Source organism: Brevundimonas sp. CEF1 (genome assembly GCF_051353055.1).
Classification (GTDB): Bacteria; Pseudomonadota; Alphaproteobacteria; order Caulobacterales; family Caulobacteraceae; genus Brevundimonas.
Window position 1 is genome coordinate 2,538,056 of sequence record NZ_CP195593.1, and the last position, 18,553, is coordinate 2,556,608.

The window sequence follows — 18,553 nt, forward strand, 5'->3', positions numbered from 1 at the left end:
CTGAGGCCTTCGCTGCGAAGCGGACGCGCGGAATGTCCGCAACGGGTGGAACGCGGACCTAATGATCGGTGACGTTGATTGCGATCATGGTTGGTTCGCTGGCGTCGTTCGTCCAGATTGAGAGGCTGGTCAGTTGCGTGGGAACGGCGACTTCGATCAGCGTGTTCAGTTCAGCGTCGCTAACCACCAGTCGCCGGGCCGGAGTGGAGATTTCACCGCTGAAGGCTAGCGCGAGGTTAGCGTGATCAACATTCGATCCGACAATCACCCGCGTGTGCCCATCGACCTCAGCGAGGGTTCCAATGCAGACGCAACGCTCATCAGCCCAGAGCCGGGCCGGACCGTCCTCAAACGGGGGAGCATCGACTTCCACGCTACCGCCAACCAATATGAACGAGCCGGGCGCGCGGGCTAAAACCTCTCTATGTTCCACGGTCGAAAAGCCCCTCGCGCATTCACAGGCGCCGAACTTGCCCGTCGCGCTGAATGTCCGCAACGGGTCGGAAGCGGACATTGCGTTTCAAGCCGTCACCCCGGACGGCCCGAACGGGCGATCCGGGGTCCAGGCGTTCAACACAATGGCAGGGACGCAGAAACCGCAGTCGCCTGGGTTCCGGGTTCACTGCCCCCGGAATGACGGCGGAGGGGCGCTGCCTTTACCGCCGCGCCATGGTCACGGCGCCGATCGACCCGCCGATCGGCAGGAGGCGGACCCTCATGCTCGCCGCGCCGCTGAATCCGCCGCGCATCCGGTCGGTGAGGGTGAAGGTCATCCTGAAGCCGTCCTGGGCCATGACGACGACCAGCCTGCCGTCCCGGATGCGGCATTCAGCCGGCTCGCCGTCGAGGACGCAGGCGAGCCGTCCATTGGCCTGGGCCGCGACCGTCAGCGGAAAATCGAGCTTCCGCCCCCCGTCCCTGGCCTTGAAGGTGATGCTGACGTCCTCACGGTCGGCAGGCGTGACCGCCAGTCGCCAGTCGCCGACCACCTCCCGGCTGGTGATGGGCGCCGCGCCTTGGGCCCAGGCCGCCCCGCCCATGACGGACGCAGCCAGCAGAGCCGCCCCCGCCGCCTTCAGCCTCGCCATGACGCCCCCGAAGATGTCCATCCCCGGCAGCATCGGGCGCCCGCGCTGAACTGACCCGTGAATTTTCAGCAAGGTTCAGACAGCCCGCGCCTCCGCCCGATCGACCAGCCAGCTGAGCAGCAGGCCGGGCAACAGGAAGCCCGCAGTCACCAGAACCCCGTGCAGCAGATGCGCCGCCGGTTCGTCCAGACCTGCAACCAGCTTCATCGGCGAGGCCCAGGGCGACAGGTTGAGGAAGGCGACGATCAGAACCACGACCGGCCAGAGGATGGACACCCCGCGCGCCTTGAACCGGGTCCAGGCCCAGGCCAGGACGACGGCGGCGAACACCCCTTCCAGCACCCAGGCGCCGGTCTGCAACCGCCCCCACAGGCCGAAGCCCAGGTGCTGGGCGGCATAGGGATAAAGGGCCAGGTCCGCATTGTGCATGGGGACGTCCGCCAGGAAGTGCGAGAAACAAGCGGCGGCGGCGATCACCGCCACCTGCCGGTTCTTGAGGAAGAAGGCGCCCCACAACAAGGACAGGATGATCGCCATCAGCAGCGAATGGTCCCAGTCGATGAAGGTCAGGTCGAAGAAGAGATAGGGCCCGGCGTTTAGATTGGCCGTCACCTTGTCGATCCCGGCGACGATCAGCAGGCCGTCGATGATGTCGAGGAACCCGGCCCCCAGAATGATCGGCAGGGCCCGCACCTTGGGCGCGACCGCCTTGATGCCCAGGGCGATGGCGAAGTGGCCGACGTACATGATCCCGTTCCTTCCGAACCCACAGCCCGCTACAACTGGGCTGGCGCTATTAACGAGACACTTGTATTATTAACATCGTGACCCGGTCAATCATCCCCTCCGATCCGCCCCAGGCCCGCCCCGGCGGCCGAACCCAGGACGTCGGCCTGCGCGTGGCCGAGGCCGTGCTGAAACTGCTGGAAGGCGGCGGATACACCGCCGTCACGCATCAGGCGGTGGCCGAGGCCGCCCAGGTCGGGCGCGCCACCGTCTATCGGCGCTGGCCGACCCGGCCCCTACTGACCCTGTTCGGCATCGCCCAGGGCGTGGCTGACCGGGTGATGATCGCCGATACGGGGGCGCTGCGGACGGATATGACGGCGGCCCTAAGCCAGATCGCCGCCTTCCTGGACTCGCCCCTGGGCCGCGCCGCCCTGGCGGCCTCGATGGAGATGGAGGTCGAGACGGACGCGCGGCATCTGTTCTGGACGCCGCGCGCCCAAACCTTTCAGGCCCTGTTCGAGCGGGCCATCGGCCGGGGCGAAATCGGCCCCGGCAGCGACTGGGAGGCCGCCCTGGCCATGGCGGCAGGCGCCCTCTACTTCCGTATCCTGATCCAGGACCAGCCGATCGATGCCGACTGGATCGCGCGCATCGTCACCCTGGGCCTGAACAGCCTGGACGCCTGATCGATCAGAGCGCCCAGGACTTAAGTCAGCGCAGGACCTCGTTCACGTCCGCCAGGACCACGTCGTGCATCTGGTTCAGATAGGCCTCGTAGTAGCCCTTGTGCGAGGCGCCCACGAGGGTCAGCATCTTCACGCCCGGCTTCACCCCCATGACGTCGCGCATATTGGCGACCATGCGCAGGTTCCGCGTCTCATAGGCGGCCAGATACATCCGGCCGAAGCCCTCGGGCGACGGGTCCTTCTGGGCCGCGCCGAAGTCGCTCTCATAGGCCCGGCGCATCGCCTCGGCGCTGTTGTAGTAGCGATAGAGGTTCAGCAGGCCGTCGGGCTGCGACAGCCCAGCCTCGAACGGCGCCTCCGCCGCCTTGCGCTCTGCGCTCGCCGGATTGTTCCAGACCTGGCGGATCGCCCGGACGAAGCCCTTGATGTCCGCCGGATAGCGATCGGCCGAGTGGTCATCGACGCTCCACACCCGCTCCAGTCCCAGCCGGGCGGCCAGGACGGCGGCGATGGAATCGCTCTCGTTGATGCTGTCGAGCTGGGTGTTCAGTTGCGCGACCAGCTCAGCGTCCAGCCCTTCGCCCTCGCGGCGGTCGACCGGGGCCAGGCGCAGCCACTGGACGAAGGCCGAGGTCGGCTCGCCCGCCGCCAGGAAGACCGCCGCCAGACGGCGACGCTGCTCAGGCGTCGGCGCCGCCGGCCATTCCGCCAGCAGGCGCTCGGCCTCGGCGTTGGCCGCCGGGACGTCCAGTCCGGTCTGCTGCCCGGCGTGGCTGAAGTCCTCGCAATAGTCGCTGATCGACATGGCGTAGCGCTGCGGATAGCGGCGCATGGCGTCGCATTGCAGGCCGGAGACGTTCTCGATGGCGATCACCTCCGGCCCCCAGGCCGCCAGACGATCCAGCAAGGGCGGCAGCATGTCGGCGCGCACCGCGTCGCCCATCTGGGCCAGGTGGGGCGAGCCCACCACCAGCACCTGATTGAGCGGACCCGCAGGCGGCCCCTTCAACTGGTCGGGGTGGAAGACGGGGCGATAGGTCTGGGCGGCGGCGGTCCCCGTCAGAGCGAGGGCGACGCCGAGGGCCAGAAGACGGGCGGAAGAACGCGCAGTAATCACAGCTGACAGCCTTAAAAGGATCGAAAGCGCCGCCCACGACGGCTCAAGCGCGACCGTTAGACGAAGTCGCCGTCGCCGCCTCGTTAAATCCCGCTCATTTTCGAGACTCGCCGCTTTCCTGTGGACAGCCGCAAAACCCTGATCTTCGACCGCGATTTCCGTCCGTCCACGAATATCCACAGGCTTGCCCACAGGGGCCGGGACAGTTCCGCACAGCCGCTCCGATTCGGGTGCTTGCCGGATAGAGGATTCCGCGAGAACGTCAACAGGCCAACGGGACACGGCGGCGCGGAAATCTCAAACTCAGCAATGGGTTAGCGAGAGATCAAGCGAACCGGCCCGGCTCTCTGACCCAGGGTCCCAAAGCCTTTTCGAAGGACGCGGAGACACCGAGGCAGGGCCACAGGCTCCCGATCCTTCAGCGCCTCGGCGCAGGGATCACGGAGAACCAGGCCGGGATCGAAGACGACGCGTCCCGACGACGCGCCCGACACGACCAGGGGCCGCCAGGAGACCAGCCGACGCCGCCGGGTTCGCCCGACGTCGCCGCAGCGAAATCGGTTCGGACGCTCGCGTCCCAACGCGGATCTTCGCTTCGGAAAAGGCCAGGCCCGAACCCGAACGGCCAGGTCCAACCCGGACTTGGCGAGGGGACGTGATCAAGGTTCGCCTTCGGGTGCGCCAAGGGTCGCGTCCCCTCGCTCAATTCCGCCTCAGGCCATGCGACAAGCCGCCTCGCAAGCTTTCGCATGGCGCCGATAGACAGAACCTCGCCCGGCGCCCACCCTGACCCGAATCTGGACGGGGGCCGCCGATGCCTAGACATTTCATCGCCGCGATCTGCGGCCTGGCGGGCGCGAGCCTCAGCGGCGCGACCGCGGCGCAGGACCGACCCTCGCCGGTCATCATCCCAGCGCCGAACGCCTCGTCCCCGCTGCTGCTCGTCCGCGACGTCTCGTTGCGCTGCGACGGTCGGCGGATCGAGCCCCTGCACGCAGAGCCCCTGCCGCCGCGCGTCGTGGCGCCCGCCACGCCGGAGCGCGAGCCCTCGACCCTGGTCCTGCGTTTCTCGGTCGATGACGAAGGCCGCGCGCGCAGCATCCGTCCGACCCCGACCAATCCGCCCCGCTTCGTCGTCACCGATGACGCCCAGGCCAGCCTGGCCGCCTATCGTTTCGCATCCGGCGAGGCCCGCTCGGACTGCGCCATGACCATCCGCCAGACCCCGCGTCCCCTGGACGAGGCCGGAACCAGGGCCCTGGCCTTCGCCTACGCCGCTGATCGCGCCCGTCCCGCCGCTGTGGCCAAGGCCCTGGCGCGCGAAGGCGACGACTGCCGCGGCCGCCCCCGTCCCGCCGTGGCCGTCTATCCGTCGCCAGAGGCAGGCCGCCTCGCGCCGGGCGGTCTGGCCTGGAGCGTGACCCGCTGGAACATCGGTCGCGACGGCCGCACCTCGGACGTGGAGACCCTCGCCTCTTCCGGCGACGCCGAGGTCGACGCCGAGGCCCGCCGCGTCATCGTCGCCAGCACCTTCCAGCCCGACGCCCCGCGCCGGGGCTGCATCAACGCCTGGACCCGCCAGGGCGAGCCCCTGCCCGACACGCCGGAGCCCGAGCCGACCGGCGATCCGCTGAAGAACTGCCCCGCCGAGCTTCGCGCCCGTTTCACGCCGGGTCGGCTGACCTATCCCGCCGCCTTCCGCGAGCGCGGCATCGAGGGCTGGGCCATCGTCCGTTACGACATCGCCTCCTGGGGCGAGACCGGCGCCATCGAGGTGCTGGACGCCCAGCCCGCCGCCGCCTTCGGCGACGCCGCCCGCAACATCATCCGCAGCGGTCGCGCCACGCCGGGTCATGTCGCCGGCATCCGCTGCACCGACCGCGTCATCTTCCGTCTGCCCGAGGGCGACGAGCGGCCGAATGCCGACTGAAGGCCCGCGCGACCTTCCCAATTTCGGCCCCGCCCCCTACACCAAGACGAGATGACTCGCGCCCATCCCTCCCCCAACGGTCCTTCCCGCCGTCGCCTGATGCTGGGCGCCGCCGGCCTGACGCTCGGCGGCGGCCTGCTGGGCGGCCTGGCCGCCTGTGGTCGGACCGAGGCGCCGGTCGATGAATCGGGCCGCGTGCGCCTTCGCCTGGCCGCCGGCGGTCCCGTCACCGCCGCCCACGGCGGCTTCTATCAGGCCATCGCCACCGGGGCCTATGAGCGGCGCGGCCTGAACGTCGAGATCCTGACCGGCCCCGCCGGGGCCGACGTCCCGGCCCTGCTGGCCGCCAGCGCGGTGGAACTGGCCGTCGGCGTCGACAGCTTCGCCCCGCTGCGGCTGATCGCCGACCGCGCCCCGGTCAAGGCCGTCGCCGCCTTCCTGCAAAAGGACCCCGTGGTCCTGATGGCCCGCCCGGATCAGCCGCTGGAGACCCTGTCGGCCCTGCGCGACCGGCCCATCCTGATGAGCCCCGCCGACCAGGCCGGGTTCTGGAACTGGCTGCGGACCCGGTTTGAGCTGACCGCCGATCAGGCCCGGTCGGGCGCGCCGGACGACAACCTCAAGGCCTTGCGCGATGATCCGAAGGCGGTCCTGGTCGGGCGGCTGACGGCGGGCGATCCGGCCCTGATCGCGCGCGAGGCGGGCTTTACGCCGCGCGTCCTGATCCCCGCCGACGACGGCTATCCCTCCTACGGCGGCCTGGTTCTGGCCCCCAACGCCTTCGCCCGCGACAACGCCAGGGCCCTGCGCGACTTCATCGCCGCCTCGGTCGAGGGCTGGCGCGACTATGTCCACGGCGACGGGTCCAAGGGCGACGCCCTGATCCGGCGCGCCAACCCCGACCTGAACCAGCGCCTGCTGAACGCCGTGCGCGACAGCCTGAAGACCGAGGCCGTGGTCGATGGCGGCGACGCGGCCCTCTACGGCCTGGGGACCATGACCGCCGACCGCTGGCAGGCCTTCGCCGAACAGACCGAGGCCGCCTACGCCGCCGCCCCCGACTGGCGCGAGGCCTTCACCATCCAATACCTGCCTGGCCGGGGTTGAGACCGGCGTTAGCAGCGGATTAAGCCGTCACGGCCTAGTCTGGACGCTGAACGCCGTCCCGCAGCAGGAGGCCGTCCGTGCGACGCCCAGCCATCATCGCCGCCCTGACCGCCGGGGCCTGCGCCCTGGGCGCCGCCGCGCCTGCCGCGGCCCAGTCGTCTGCGCCACAGAACGCCGCCCAGAACGCTGCGCCTCGCTCCGTTCCGTCCAGCGCCGGCGCCGCCGGTCTGCGTTACCTCAGCTGGCCCGGCCGCCCCTATCGCCCGGCCACGGCGGCGGAGGCGGCGCCTTCCGCCCTTCCGGCGCCCGCCGGGGTTTCAGCGCCGGTCATGGCCGCCAACGTTCCGTCCCGCCCGCCGATCATCCCGCACGGGGGACTGGCGACAGCCCCGTCCTACGCCCCCGCGCCGGACGCGCCGCAGCGCCAGGGTCTGACGTCCGCCAGCGCCTGGGTCAGCCCCCAGGCCCCCGCCTATCAGCCGCGCCCGGTCGCCGCGCCGCAACCCTATCTCGCGCCCCAACCTCAGCCTGAGTTCCAGCCCGAGGCCCAACCTCAGCCGGCGCCCGCCCCGGTCGGCGCGCCGTGGAGCCGCGCGCGCGCCGCCGCGCCCGCCCCTGTCGCTCCCGAGCCCGCGCCCGCCCCCGCCGGCTATTTCGCCGAGGCCGCCGAAGCCCCCCAGCCGATGCCGGTCGCGCCCCCGCCGCGCCGCCTTCCGCCGCCGGCGCCGACGCCGACACCCGTGGCCGCCCCGCCTCCCGCGCCCGAAGCGCCGATGGTTCGCGCGGCCGCGACGGTCGCAGAACCGCCCGCCCCCGCGCCAATTCCAGTTCCAGCTCCGGCCCCGACCATCCCCGCGCCGGCCGCAGAAGCCCCGCCTGTCGAGACGCCCGCCGTCGATCCCATGGCGCCGCGCCGCGACGCCCCCATCTTCCGCCTGCAGCGCCCGGCCCCCGCCGACGCCCCGGCGCCGGTGCAAGCCGAGACGCAGCCCGCGACCGCTCAAGCGGCTCAAGCGCCCGTCGCCGAAGCCCCCGCCCAGAGCAGCGCCCAGAGCGGCGCCCGCTATTATTCGGTGCATCGTCAGGCCGGTCGCCAGCCCGACGCCACCCCCATGCCCGCGCCGGTCTATCTGGACGCCCTGCCGGTGGATCTGACCTCGGTCCCCGCCTCGACCGATCTGGCCGAGCCGCCCGCCGCGCCCAACCTGATCCGCAACGCCAACGGCCGGCTTCAGGCCCTGCCCGACAACCAGGACCCCATCCTGCCATGAGCGACGGCTCCGCCCCTCTTTCGGCTGACGACGCCGCCTCGCGCCTGCCCGACCTGATCGCCCTGGCCCAGGAGCCGTCCAGCGAGAAGCGCCGCGCCCTGCTGCGCGAGCTGACCGACCACTTCTTCGGCGCGCCGGAGCGCAGCGAGGCCGAGACCGCCCTCTACGGCTCGGTGCTCAGCGACCTGACCGACGCCATGGAGGTCGCCGTCCGCGCCGAACTGGCCCAGAGATTCGCCGAGGCCGTCGACGCGCCCATCCAGTTGATCCGCCGCCTGGCCAACGACGAGGCCGAGGACGTGGCGGAACCCGTCCTGCGCGCCTCGCCCATGCTGACCGAGGCCGACCTGATCCAGGTCATCCGCTCGCGCGGCCAGGGCCATATGCGCGCCGTCAGCCAGCGCGCCGAGGTGTCAGAAGCCGTGTCCGACGCCATCGTCGAACGCGGCGACGACGAGACCCTGGGCGTCCTGCTGGGCAATGACGGCGCCCAGATGTCGCGCGCCGCCTGCGAGGCCGCCGTCGAGCGCGCCCGCGCCAACCCGGCCCTGCACGCCCCCACCGTCGAGCGCGCCAACCTGCCGCCGGACCTGCTGAACGAGATGTATTTCGAGGTCGAGGCCCGCCTGCGTCAGCGCATTCTGGAACAGAACGCCCGTATGGACCCGGCCCTGCTGGAAAGCGCCCTGGCCGCGGGGCGCACCCGCATCGCCACCGACGACGGCGCCCTGCCGCCCGACTACACGGAGAGCCTGGCCTACGTCGAGGAACTGCGCGCGGCCAACCAGTTGACGCCCCAGGTCCTGGCCCGCTTCCTGCGCTCGGGCAGCCGCACGTCGTTCCTGATCGCCCTGTCGCAGTTGGCCGACATCGACTTCCACACGGCGCGGCAGATCATCGAGCGGCGCGAGCTGGACGCCCTGGCCGTGGTCTGCAAGGCCGCCGACCTGGATCGCGCCCTGTTCCTGACCTATGCCGTGGTCCTGCTGAACACCGACGGCGACGCCATGGGCAAGGCCCGCGCCTATGCCGGCATGTACAACGACCTGACCCACGAAGCCGCCCAGCGCACCCTGCGCTTCTGGCGCATGCGCAAGGCCATGCACGCGGCTTAGCTTGTCCCTTCTCCCAATGGGGGAAGGTGGCCCGAAGGGCCGGATGAGGGTCGTCGGCCAACGTCGGCGAAAGCCGCCGCGCCACGGCTTTCGCCGACTGAAAGCTAAGCCCCTCACCCTTTCGCCTAGCGGATCGCCTTCAGCTCTCCGAGGCTCAAGCCCTCTCCCGCCGGGAGAGGTGATCCCCCAAACAAAACGCCCGCCCTCCTTTCGGAGGACGGGCGCTGCATCCAACCTTGAAAAGGTCGGGCTTACTTCTTGGCGCGGGGGGCGCGGGCGGGTTTGCGGCCGCCTTGGCCCAGGCCCATCTGCTTGGCCAGGTCCGAGCGGGCCTTGGCGTAGTTGGGAGCGACCATGGGATAGTCCTTGGGCAGGCCCCACTTGGCCCGGTATTCCTCGGGGCTCATATTGTATTTGGTGCGCAGATGGCGCTTCAGCGACTTGAACTTGCGGCCGTCTTCCAGGCAGATCAGGAAGTCAGGCGTAATCGACTTGCGCACAGGAACCGCCGGTTCCTTGGGCTCGGGCTCGACTTCGACCGGGGCCGAGGACACGCCCGACAGAGCAGCGTGAATCTGAGCGATCAGGCCAGGAACGGCGTCCGCCGATACGGTGTTGTTGCTGACGTAAGCCGACACGATGTCCGCCGTCATTTCGAGCAGTTCGGGTTTTTCTTCCATGGGGGGATCGCCTGTTTCAGGAGCCAAACGCGTTCGACTGATCAATCCCGACCCGTCGGAGCTTGGTTTCATACGTATGTTTGAGAACAATAGCAATGCAAGCATAGAACATCGCCCGACAGGCGAACTGTTCTAGTCACATCAACTGAATGCAGTCGTCCCGCCTCAACGACCGAAGTTATCCGCCAGGGCCAGCATGGCGGCCCTTTCAGGCGCGGAGTATTCGTCGATCAGGTCCTCGTCGCCCTCGCGGATGGCCTGAAGCAGGGCCGGGGTCAGGGCCGAGGACAGCGACCAGTTCCAGTAACGCAGCACGGTCTGCGCCCGGTCGACCGCCAACATTTCATAGGTGACCTGCACCCGCTCCCAGTCGGGATGGACCTCGCCGTCAGCGGTGACCTCGGGCCGTCGCAGCCCCTGCCACAGGCACTGCAGGTCCAGCCGCGACAGACCGGTCGCCTTGCACAGGATGGCCAGCGGCTCGCCGCCCATGTCGCCCATGATCTTGGCCGAGGTCAGCGGCTTGACGCCGGACAGATAGCCGATCTCGCCCACCAGTTCGCGCGTCATGCCCTTGGCGGCGGCGGCGACGGCGGCCTCCAGCCCGCTATAGGGGCTCTTTTCAATGGCGGCCCGGTTGCGCTGGCGCCGCTCGATGAACTGCAGGGCCTTGCGCGTCACCGGATCGGACCACCCCTCGGCGGCGACCAGGGCGAACAGGTCCTCGACGCTGTCCTGCAAGACTTCGCGCGACACGGCGAAGCGCTGCAGGATGACGCGGCGCTCCTCGGCCCCGCACCACCAGAACATGACATAGGCCCCCGACGGCCTCAGCTCGGGGCGCTTCAGCAAGGGCGCGCACAGGCCCCGGCTCTGTCGGCTAATCGCCACCACGCCTTCGATCGCGGCCTGGGCCAGGCGGGCCGAGGCGTTCTTCAGCACGGCCTCGACGACGGCCTCCTCGCCAAAGCTCAGCAGGGCTTCGGTCACGACCTCCGACAGGCCCCGGCGCTCGGCGATCAGCAGCCGATGCTCGATCCCGGCGTCGCGGGCGCAGCCGATCAGGTCGACGTCGGTCAGGGAGGCGCACTGCTCGATCAGCGGCGCCGCCACCGACGGCTCGTCGCGCAGCAGCAGCCGCGCCAGGCTGTCGGGCAGTTCGGCCAGGGGCGCCAGGCGCACCGCCACCCGCCGCCGCTCCTCGACCGAGGCCTGACGCAGCAGATCGACCAGCAGGTCGCCCGTCACCGCCCGTTCGAAGGCGTTGACGCGGCTGGCCGGCAGGCAGACGACATCGGCCAGCCGCCGCAGCAGCATCTGGCGGGCTTTTGACGGCCCAGGCAGGGCGTCGTCGGCAGGAATGGCGGCCGGAACAGACATGGTCACGCTACCCTAGCGCGAGCCGGTTAACCGCGCGTGAGGGGCCTCGCCTGACTTTCCTCCCCATTCCATGGGGAGGTGGCGCGGCGCGTCAGCGCCGTGACGGAGGGGGCGGAGCGACGGCGAACGGTGAAGGCGCCACATCGGACGGACCGGCGTCGCCCCCTCCACCACTTCGTGGTCCCCTCCCCACAGGTGGGGAGGAAAGACGGGGTCTACCCTACAGCCCCTCGAACAGGGCCGTGGACAGGTAGCGTTCGGCGAAGTCGGGCAGGACGACGACGATGGTCTTGCCGGCGTTCTCGTCCAGGGCCGCCTGGCGGAAGGCGGCCACCAGGGCCGCGCCCGAGCTGATGCCGACCGGCACGCCGTCAGTGCGGGCGACGCGGCGGGCCATGTCGAAGGCGTCCTCGTTGGACACCTGTTCGACCCCGTCGATGACGCCGGTGTCGATGACCGGCGGGACGAAGCCCGCGCCTATGCCCTGGATCTTGTGCGGACCGGGCGCGCCGCCCGACAGGACCGGCGAGGCGGTCGGCTCGACCGCGATCATCTTCACCGAGGCCTTCTTGGCCTTCAGGGCATGGCCGACGCCGGTGATGGTGCCGCCGGTGCCGACGCCCGAGATGACGATGTCGACCGCCCCCGCCGTATCGGCCCAGATCTCCTCGGCCGTCGTGACCTCATGGATGGCCGGATTGGCCGGGTTCTCGAACTGCGAGGGGCTGACGGCGCCCGAGGTGCGGGCCAGCAGGTCCTGCGACATGGCGATGGCGCCCTTCATGCCCTGCTCGGCCGGGGTCAGCACCAGTTCGGCGCCCAGTAGGGCCAGCATCTTGCGGCGCTCGATCGACATGCTCTCGGGCATGACCAGCACCAGCTTATAGCCCTTGGAGGCGGCGACGAAGGCCAGGGCGATGCCGGTATTGCCGCTGGTCGGTTCGATCAGGGTGGCGCCCGGCTTGATCTTGCCGGCCTGTTCCAGGGCCTCGATCATGGCCACGCCGATGCGGTCCTTGACCGAGTTGATCGGGTTGAAGAACTCCAGCTTGGCCAGCACCGTGGCCTTGGGCGCCAATTCCTTCGTCAGATTGGGCAGGCGCACCAGGGGGGTGTCGCCGATGGTGTCGACGATGCTGTCATAGACCCGGCCGCGCCCGGCCTTCTTGTGACGGCTGGCGTCGTAAGCGGTGTCGGACATGGGGAGGTCTCCGTGCGGATCGTTCAGACTAGGTGACAGCCCTTATACGCGTCAGGCAAGACGGCGCCGCACAGGAATTCTCAACGAAGACCCAGAAGGCATGCCGTGAACCCTTCGGCAAGGCTTCGCACGTTCTACAGTTGGCGGCACACAGCCTTCGCGAGTCGCCGCCATGAACAACGAGATCAGAATCCCAGGCGCAAAGGCGATGCGCTGGCTGCGTCGTGCACCTCGGGATCGCGACCTGCTGCTGGAGACAGGCGTTGAGGACGACCGCCACGAATTCCTGTGGCGCATCACCGCGCTGGCGGACGACAGCCTGGATCTGCAATGCGAGGACAGCGGCCGCCGCCGCCGCATCCCCCTGGCCCAAGTCGCACAAGGCGCGATCATAGTCAGCGCGGGACACCCGCTGATCGCCAGCGTCGAGACCGTGGTCGATCCAGCCGAGCGCCTGCTAGAGCAAGCCGTTGCAGACCTCAGGCCGCACCTGCAAGGCGAGTTGCATAGCATCATGGACGCGCCCCTGCTTCTTGAGGCCGTCCATCAGGCCGCCGAGGGACGCCTGCCCGCCGACGACGTGCGTAAACGCCAGGCCGCCGCGCTGAAGGCCAACGAACAATGGCGCCTGGGCGCGCGCATTGCGCAAGACTGGCGGTCGATGGCGTCGCTGGCCAAGATCCCTGCCGCTGATATCGACATCGATCTGGTTCTCTTTCTACGCGAGGCCGGCGAAGTGCGATCCGCCGCGAGGGTCGTCGAACAAGCCCTGGCCAACCGGCCCCCGCCCGGCGCCGAGGCCGTTCTTCGCCGACAATTCGCAGCCCTGTTGGCGGACCTTTTCGAGCGCGGCCGCCGACGTGACCCTGAACTGCTGGGGCGGGCCGAACGCGAGACTCGCCACGCCTACGCCATCACCGTGAACATGGTCCCACAGGGCCGAGCCGCGCCAACGGACCCCGAGATCGGGGCCCTGTTCAACCGACTGAGGTCGCTCGCCGAACCGCTCTAGCGAAGCAGCCCCCGTCGCGCCGGATCGAACGGCAGGACCTCGCGGATCGAGATCAGGGTCTTGAAGGCCCGCACCCGTGCGTCGTCGTTCAGCACCTCGCGCGTGAAGACCTCATAGGCCTCCATGGTCGGCACGCGCACATAGAGGATGAAGTCGGTCTCGCCGGTCACATACCAGGCGGCCTGGACCTCGGGGCGGGCCGTCAGCTTGGCCAGCAGGGCGTCCAGGACCGCCGTCCCCTCGCGCTCCATCTCGACCAGGACATGCATGGTCAGGGCGCGTTCCAGACGTCCCTCGTCGATCACCGCCACGTCGGCGACGATGACCCCCTCGTCGCGCAGACGGCGCAAACGGCGCGACACCGCCGACTCCGACAGGCCGACCCGCTCCGCCAGCATCCGCGCCGGTTGCAGGTTGTCGCGCCGGACCAGATCCAGCAGGCGTCGGTCGAAATCGTCGAGTGTGACGGTTTCTTGCATAGGTCATCTTTCGAACGCGGTTTTATTGCATTCTATCAGCAGAAATCAGCGAGAAACACAGACGGCTTTTCACTAGGTTCCCGGCCGATGTCCTCCCCGACCCTTGACCTGAATTCGCCGCGCCTTTCGACCGCCCTGCCGTATCTCGCCCTCGTGGGCGGGATGGTTTCGCTGGCGGTCGGCACCTCCTTCGCCAAGGGCCTGTTCCCGCTGGTCGGCGCCGAGGGGACCGCCGCCCTGCGCGTCGGTCTGTCGGCCCTGGTTCTGGTCGCCGTCTGGCGTCCATGGCGGTTCGGTCTGAGCCGCGCCGACGCCGGGCGAGTGCTGCTGTATGGTCTGGTCCTGGGGCTGATGAACCTCAGCTTCTACATGGCGTTACGGACCATTCCCCTGGGCCTGGCCATCGCCATCGAGTTCAGTGGCCCGTTGACCCTGGCCCTGATCCATTCACGCAAGCCGGTGCATTTCGCCCTGGTCGGACTGGCCGTCGCCGGCCTGGCCATGCTGCTGCCGATCTGGCGCGGGGTCGAGGGGCTGGACCCGGTCGGCGTCGGCTACGCCGCCTTCGCCGGCCTGTGCTGGGCTCTCTACATCGTCTTCGGCAAGCGGCTGTCGCACATGCACGCCGGTCAGTCGGTGGCCCTGGGCATGAGCACCGCCGCCCTGATCATCCTGCCCTTCGGCGTTTCCAGCGCCGGCGCCGCGCTTCTGGCCCCCGCCGTCCTGCTGATGGGTCTGGGCGTCGCCTTGGTGTCCAGCGCCCTGCCCTATTCGCTGGAGATGATCGCCCTGCGCCACATCCCTAAGCGCACCTTCGGCGTCCTGCTCAGCGTCGAGCCGGCCATCGGCGCCATGGCCGGGATGGTGCTGCTGCATGAGCAGCTCAGCCCGATGCAGTGGCTGGCCATCGGCTGCATCATCGCCGCCTCGATCGGCGCGGTGCTGACGGCCCCAGGGGCCAGGGACAGCCCCTGACCGAGCCCGGCGCCCCGGCCTGACGATCAGACCAGCGTGAAGACCCTGATCGCCTGCCTGCGCGCGCCGGTGCTGAACATCGCCGCCGGGGGCCTGTTCGGCCTGATCCTGGCCGTGGTGATGCGGCTGGTGATCCGCCGCATCTTCTGACGGATCAGAACTCGGTCCATTCCTCCGACAGACCGCCGTTGGCCACGGCCCGCAGGCGGGTCCTCTGGGCTTCCAGCGCGGGCGGCGGCCCGGACTGCGGCCCAGGCTGAGACCTCGGCGGAGCCGCCATCTGGCGCACCACGCCGCTTTCCTCGCCGGTGCGGAAGCGGCCGACCATCCGGGCCAGACCTTCCGCCTCGGTCTTCAGATTGGCCGCCGCCGCCGTGGTCTGCTCGACCATGGCCGCATTCTGCTGCGTGACCTGATCCATCTGGTTCACGGCCTGATTGACCTGGCTGAGACCCGAGGACTGTTCCTGGGCCGAGGCGGCGATCTCGGCCACCAGGGCGTCCATCTCGCCCACCTTGCCGGCGATGGCGTCCAGCGAAGCGCCCGCCTCGCCCACCAGCCTGACCCCCTGCGCCACCTCGGCGGCGGAGGCGGAAATCAGGGTCTTGATCTCCTTCGCGGCCTCGGCCGAGCGCTGGGCCAGGGCCCGGACTTCCGAGGCCACGACGGCGAAGCCGCGCCCGCTCTCGCCCGCCCGCGCCGCCTCGACCCCGGCGTTCAGGGCCAGAAGATTGGTCTGGAAGGCGATCTCGTCGATGACGCCGATGATGTCGCTGATCTTGTTCGAACTCTGGCGGATGCCGTCCATGGCGTTGATGGCCTCGCGCACCACCTCGCCCGAGCGGTCGGTCTGGCCGCGCGCCTCGCCGGCGACGCTCGAGGCCTGCCGCGCGCCCTCGGCGCTGCGCTGCACCGTGGCGGTGATCTCGTCCAGGGCGGCGGCGGTTTCCTCCAGGCTGGCGGCCTGTTGCTCGGTGCGGCGCGACAGGTCGTCCGAGGCGCTGGAAATCTCGTCCGAGCCGCCGCGCAGACCGGACACCGAGTTCAGCACCTGGCCCAGGGTCTGGCGCAGGCTGGCGACCGCGCTGTTGAAGTCGTCCTTCACCCGGCCGTGGGCGCCGCTCATGTCCTGATCGATACGGGCCGTCAGGTCCCCGTCGGACAGACGCGCCAGATTGGCCGCCAGGACCTCGACCAGGGTGTTCTGCGCCGCCTCGGCGGCCAGGCGCTCGGCCTCGCGGCGCGCGGCCTCCTGCTCGGCCTGGGTGATGTCCACCGCCAGCTTGATGACCTTGGCCGGGCGGCCGTCCGCCCCCATGACCGGATTGTAGGAGGCCTGCAGCCAGACCTCGCGCCCGCCCTTGGCCAGACGCCGGAACTTGGTGGCCACGAAGCGCCCCGCGTTCAGGTCGCGCCAGAAGTCGGCATAGGCCTGACCCGCCGCCTCGGTCGGGTCCATGAAGGTGCGGTGATGCTGCCCCCGGATCTCGTCCAGGGCATAGCCCATCGTCTTCAGCAGGTTGTCGTTGGCGTCCAGAATATGCCCGTCGAGATCGAACTCGATCACCGCCTGGGATCGGCCGATCGCGGCCATCTTGCTGTCGAGGTCATGGAGCTTCTGCTCCGCATCACGGTTTTGACGACCCTTGCCGAACATCCAGTCCGCTCCTTGGCGTTATGACTCGATTGATGACCGCACATTTTACATTCAACCATAGGTTCGAAAATCTATATTTTTCTTGAATGACGTGTAAGGGCGACCCCCTAGCCCGACTTCACCGCTCATTAACCACGATGAGGCATTCGTTAATGGATAGAGGCGCTGTGATCGGATCACCTGACGCAGCCCGAAGGGGCTCTTTTTCTTGCGCAATCTCGTCGCCGCCGTCGAAGCGATCGACCCGCTGGTGGTCACCGGCAAGGTGGCGGGCGTCAGCGGCCTGCTGATTGAATCACGCGGCGGCCTGTCGCGCCTCGCCGTCGGCGCGCGGGCCGAGATCGAGCGGCGCGGACAAGCCCCCCTGCCCGCCGAGGTCGTCGGCTTTCGCGACGCCAAGGCTCTGCTGATGCCCTTCGGCCCGGTCGAGGGCGTGGCCCCCGGCGCCGACATCCGCATCATCGACACCGCCGCCAGCGTGCGCCCGACGACCGCCTGGCTGGGGCGGATCATCGACGCCTTCGGCCTGCCCATCGACGGGCTGGGGCCCCTGCCGCAGGGCGCCGTCCCCTATCCCCTGCGCGCCTCGCCGCCCCCGGCCCATTCGCGCGGCCGGGTGGGCGAGCGGCTGGATCTGGGCGTGCGCTCGATGGACGTCTTCACCACCACCTGCCGGGGCCAGCGCCTCGGCATCTTCGCCGGTTCGGGCGTGGGCAAGTCGGTGCTGCTGTCCATGCTGGCCAAGCAGGCCACCTGCGACGTCGTGGTCGTCGGCCTGATCGGCGAGCGGGGCCGCGAGGTCCGCGAGTTCATCGAGGAGACCCTGGGCGAAGAGGGGCTGAAGCGCGCCATCGTCGTCGTCGCCACCTCGGACGAACCGGCGCTGAAACGGCGCCAGTCGGCCTATATGACCCTGGCCATCTCGGAATACCTGCGCGATCAGGGGCTGGAAGTCCTCTGCCTGATGGACAGCGTCACCCGCTTCGCCATGGCCCAGCGCGAGATCGGTCTGGCCGCGGGCGAGCCGCCGACCACCAAGGGCTATACGCCCACCGTCTTCACCGAACTGCCCAAGCTGCTGGAGCGCGCCGGCCCCGGCCCGATCCGCCCAGACGGCACCGAGGCCGGGCCGATCACCGCCCTGTTCACCGTCCTGGTCGACGGCGGCGACCATGACGAACCCATCGCCGACGCCGTGCGCGGTATCCTCGACGGCCACATCGTTATGGACCGCAAGATCGCCGAACGCGGCCGCTTCCCCGCCATCGACGTGCTGAAGTCGGTCAGCCGGACCCTGCCCGGCTGCCAGACCCCGCCCGAGCGCGAACTGAACCGCCGCGCCCGTCAGTGCCTGTCGGCCTATGCCAACATGGAAGAGCTGATCAAGATCGGCGCCTATCGCACCGGGGCCGACCCCGTGGTCGACCGCGCCATCGCCCTGAACCCCGCGCTCGAGGACTTCCTCGGCCAGGACAAGGACGACCACACCAGTTTGAGCGAAAGCTTTGACCGTCTGGAAACCATTCTGAACCAAGGAATGGTGTAACCGTGATCTGGAAGACCTCCGTATGACCGCCTGGGCCCAATCCTTGATCCGCATCTCCAACTATGAAGTCGAGACGCTGCAGAAGCGTCTGGCCGAGGTCGCCGCCCGCAAGGCCGAGGCCGAGATGCGCGTCGCCGTCCTGGACGCCGAGGTCGAGATCGAGCGCCAAAACGCCCGTCTGGACCCGACCTCCGGCATGATGCTGCAGGCCTATCTCAAGGGCTGGGCCCTGAAGCGCGCCGACGCCGAGGGCGTGGTCGCCGCCGTCGCCGCCGAGGAGGAAGGCGCCCGCGACGCCCTGACCAGCGCCTTCGAGGAGCTGAAGAAGTTCGAGCACGTCGCCGAGGCCACCCGCCTCAGCAAGCTGCTGGCCGCCGCCAAACGCGAAACCGCCGCCTTCGACGAAATGGGCCTGAGGCGCCGTGCGGGGGGCTGATAACGCACCCTCCCCCTTCCCCCTCGAGGGGGGAAGGGTCGGGGATGGGGGTGGAGCCGCCGACGCTTCCTGTCTGGGCGCAGGAGACGCCTCCCACGCTCCAGTCGCTCAAGCGCCTGCCTTCACCCCCTCCCAACCCTCCCC

The 18,553-nt window shown here is 69.5% G+C and carries 18 protein-coding genes; 9 read left to right on the top strand and 9 right to left on the bottom strand.

The genetic code is table 11. The features are described 5' to 3' along the window. Positions 1-58 precede the first annotated feature (58 nt). From ACR9FL_RS12920 to ACR9FL_RS12930, 3 genes are all read right to left on the bottom strand, one after another. Positions 59-514 (bottom strand): hypothetical protein, encoded by a 456-nt coding sequence (locus ACR9FL_RS12920; RefSeq protein ID WP_436355869.1) that lies wholly within the window; start codon positions 512-514, stop codon positions 59-61. 142 nt (positions 515-656) lie between these two features. Beyond that, positions 657-1,109 carry a hypothetical protein gene (locus ACR9FL_RS12925; RefSeq protein WP_296175551.1) on the bottom strand — a complete coding sequence of 151 codons (453 nt, stop codon included), beginning with the start codon at positions 1,107-1,109 and terminating at the stop codon, positions 657-659. A gap of 54 nt (positions 1,110-1,163) precedes the next feature. Continuing rightward, complete coding sequence (locus tag ACR9FL_RS12930; protein ID WP_296175553.1) at positions 1,164-1,835, bottom strand: hypothetical protein; 672 nt, start codon at positions 1,833-1,835, stop codon at positions 1,164-1,166. A 77-nt stretch (positions 1,836-1,912) separates the two neighbouring features. Between ACR9FL_RS12930 and ACR9FL_RS12935 the strand changes: the two genes are divergently transcribed. Further along, on the top strand, positions 1,913-2,503 hold the full coding sequence (locus ACR9FL_RS12935) for a TetR/AcrR family transcriptional regulator C-terminal ligand-binding domain-containing protein (protein ID WP_436355870.1): 591 nt from the start codon (positions 1,913-1,915) through the stop codon (positions 2,501-2,503). Between the two features lie 25 nt (positions 2,504-2,528). Here ACR9FL_RS12935 and ACR9FL_RS12940 read toward each other — a convergent pair whose 3' ends face one another. Continuing rightward, on the bottom strand, positions 2,529-3,620 hold the full coding sequence (locus ACR9FL_RS12940) for a DUF5694 domain-containing protein (RefSeq protein WP_436355871.1): 1,092 nt from the start codon (positions 3,618-3,620) through the stop codon (positions 2,529-2,531). Between the two features lie 814 nt (positions 3,621-4,434). Between ACR9FL_RS12940 and ACR9FL_RS12945 the strand changes: the two genes are divergently transcribed. From ACR9FL_RS12945 to ACR9FL_RS12960, 4 genes are all read left to right on the top strand, one after another. Then, entirely contained in the window at positions 4,435-5,550 is a 1,116-nt protein-coding gene (locus ACR9FL_RS12945; protein WP_436355872.1) for an energy transducer TonB, read from the top strand. A 51-nt stretch (positions 5,551-5,601) separates the two neighbouring features. Beyond that, positions 5,602-6,657: an ABC transporter substrate-binding protein gene (locus ACR9FL_RS12950; protein WP_436355873.1), complete on the top strand. Its 1,056-nt coding sequence runs from the start codon at positions 5,602-5,604 to the stop codon at positions 6,655-6,657. Positions 6,658-6,734: 77 nt separating this feature from the next. Next, entirely contained in the window at positions 6,735-7,928 is a 1,194-nt protein-coding gene (locus ACR9FL_RS12955; RefSeq protein ID WP_436355874.1) for a hypothetical protein, read from the top strand. Continuing rightward, complete coding sequence (locus ACR9FL_RS12960) at positions 7,925-9,043, top strand: DUF2336 domain-containing protein (RefSeq protein WP_296175564.1); 1,119 nt, start codon at positions 7,925-7,927, stop codon at positions 9,041-9,043. The genes ACR9FL_RS12955 and ACR9FL_RS12960 overlap by 4 nt, the downstream gene beginning before the upstream one ends. 251 nt (positions 9,044-9,294) lie before the next feature. Here the strand turns inward: ACR9FL_RS12960 and ACR9FL_RS12965 are convergent, their stop codons facing one another. The 3 genes from ACR9FL_RS12965 to cysK all read right to left on the bottom strand — a co-directional run bounded on the left by ACR9FL_RS12965 (position 9,295) and on the right by cysK (position 12,304). Next, a complete protein-coding gene (locus ACR9FL_RS12965) occupies positions 9,295-9,723 on the bottom strand; it encodes a MucR family transcriptional regulator (RefSeq protein ID WP_296175565.1) in 429 nt (142 codons plus the stop codon). A 165-nt stretch (positions 9,724-9,888) separates the two neighbouring features. After that, a complete protein-coding gene (locus tag ACR9FL_RS12970) occupies positions 9,889-11,103 on the bottom strand; it encodes a DUF2336 domain-containing protein (protein WP_436355875.1) in 1,215 nt (404 codons plus the stop codon). Between the two features lie 220 nt (positions 11,104-11,323). After that, a complete protein-coding gene (cysK, locus tag ACR9FL_RS12975; protein ID WP_296175571.1) occupies positions 11,324-12,304 on the bottom strand; it encodes a cysteine synthase A in 981 nt (326 codons plus the stop codon). A gap of 208 nt (positions 12,305-12,512) precedes the next feature. On the opposite strand from cysK, the gene ACR9FL_RS12980 reads away from it, so the two are divergent. Continuing rightward, positions 12,513-13,316, top strand: a complete 804-nt coding sequence (locus tag ACR9FL_RS12980; RefSeq protein ID WP_436355876.1) for a hypothetical protein — start codon at positions 12,513-12,515, stop codon at positions 13,314-13,316. On the opposite strand, the gene ACR9FL_RS12985 is transcribed toward ACR9FL_RS12980, so the two are convergent. Then, positions 13,313-13,795, bottom strand: coding sequence for an Lrp/AsnC family transcriptional regulator (locus tag ACR9FL_RS12985; RefSeq protein WP_296175574.1), 483 nt, complete (start codon positions 13,793-13,795; stop codon positions 13,313-13,315). The genes ACR9FL_RS12980 and ACR9FL_RS12985 overlap by 4 nt on opposite strands. An 87-nt stretch (positions 13,796-13,882) precedes the next feature. On the opposite strand from ACR9FL_RS12985, the gene ACR9FL_RS12990 reads away from it, so the two are divergent. Continuing rightward, positions 13,883-14,770 carry an EamA family transporter gene (locus tag ACR9FL_RS12990; protein WP_436355877.1) on the top strand — a complete coding sequence of 296 codons (888 nt, stop codon included), beginning with the start codon at positions 13,883-13,885 and terminating at the stop codon, positions 14,768-14,770. A 154-nt stretch (positions 14,771-14,924) separates the two neighbouring features. Here the strand turns inward: ACR9FL_RS12990 and ACR9FL_RS12995 are convergent, their stop codons facing one another. Beyond that, positions 14,925-16,427: a methyl-accepting chemotaxis protein gene (locus ACR9FL_RS12995; RefSeq protein ID WP_436355878.1), complete on the bottom strand. Its 1,503-nt coding sequence runs from the start codon at positions 16,425-16,427 to the stop codon at positions 14,925-14,927. Between the two features lie 208 nt (positions 16,428-16,635). Here ACR9FL_RS12995 and fliI point away from each other — a divergent pair, with 208 nt between their 5' ends. Both fliI and ACR9FL_RS13005 read left to right on the top strand, forming a co-directional pair. Then, positions 16,636-17,973, top strand: coding sequence for a flagellar protein export ATPase FliI (gene fliI, locus ACR9FL_RS13000; protein WP_296175578.1), 1,338 nt, complete (start codon positions 16,636-16,638; stop codon positions 17,971-17,973). A 22-nt stretch (positions 17,974-17,995) separates the two neighbouring features. After that, complete coding sequence (locus tag ACR9FL_RS13005) at positions 17,996-18,409, top strand: flagellar export protein FliJ (protein ID WP_436355879.1); 414 nt, start codon at positions 17,996-17,998, stop codon at positions 18,407-18,409. Positions 18,410-18,553 lie beyond the last annotated feature (144 nt).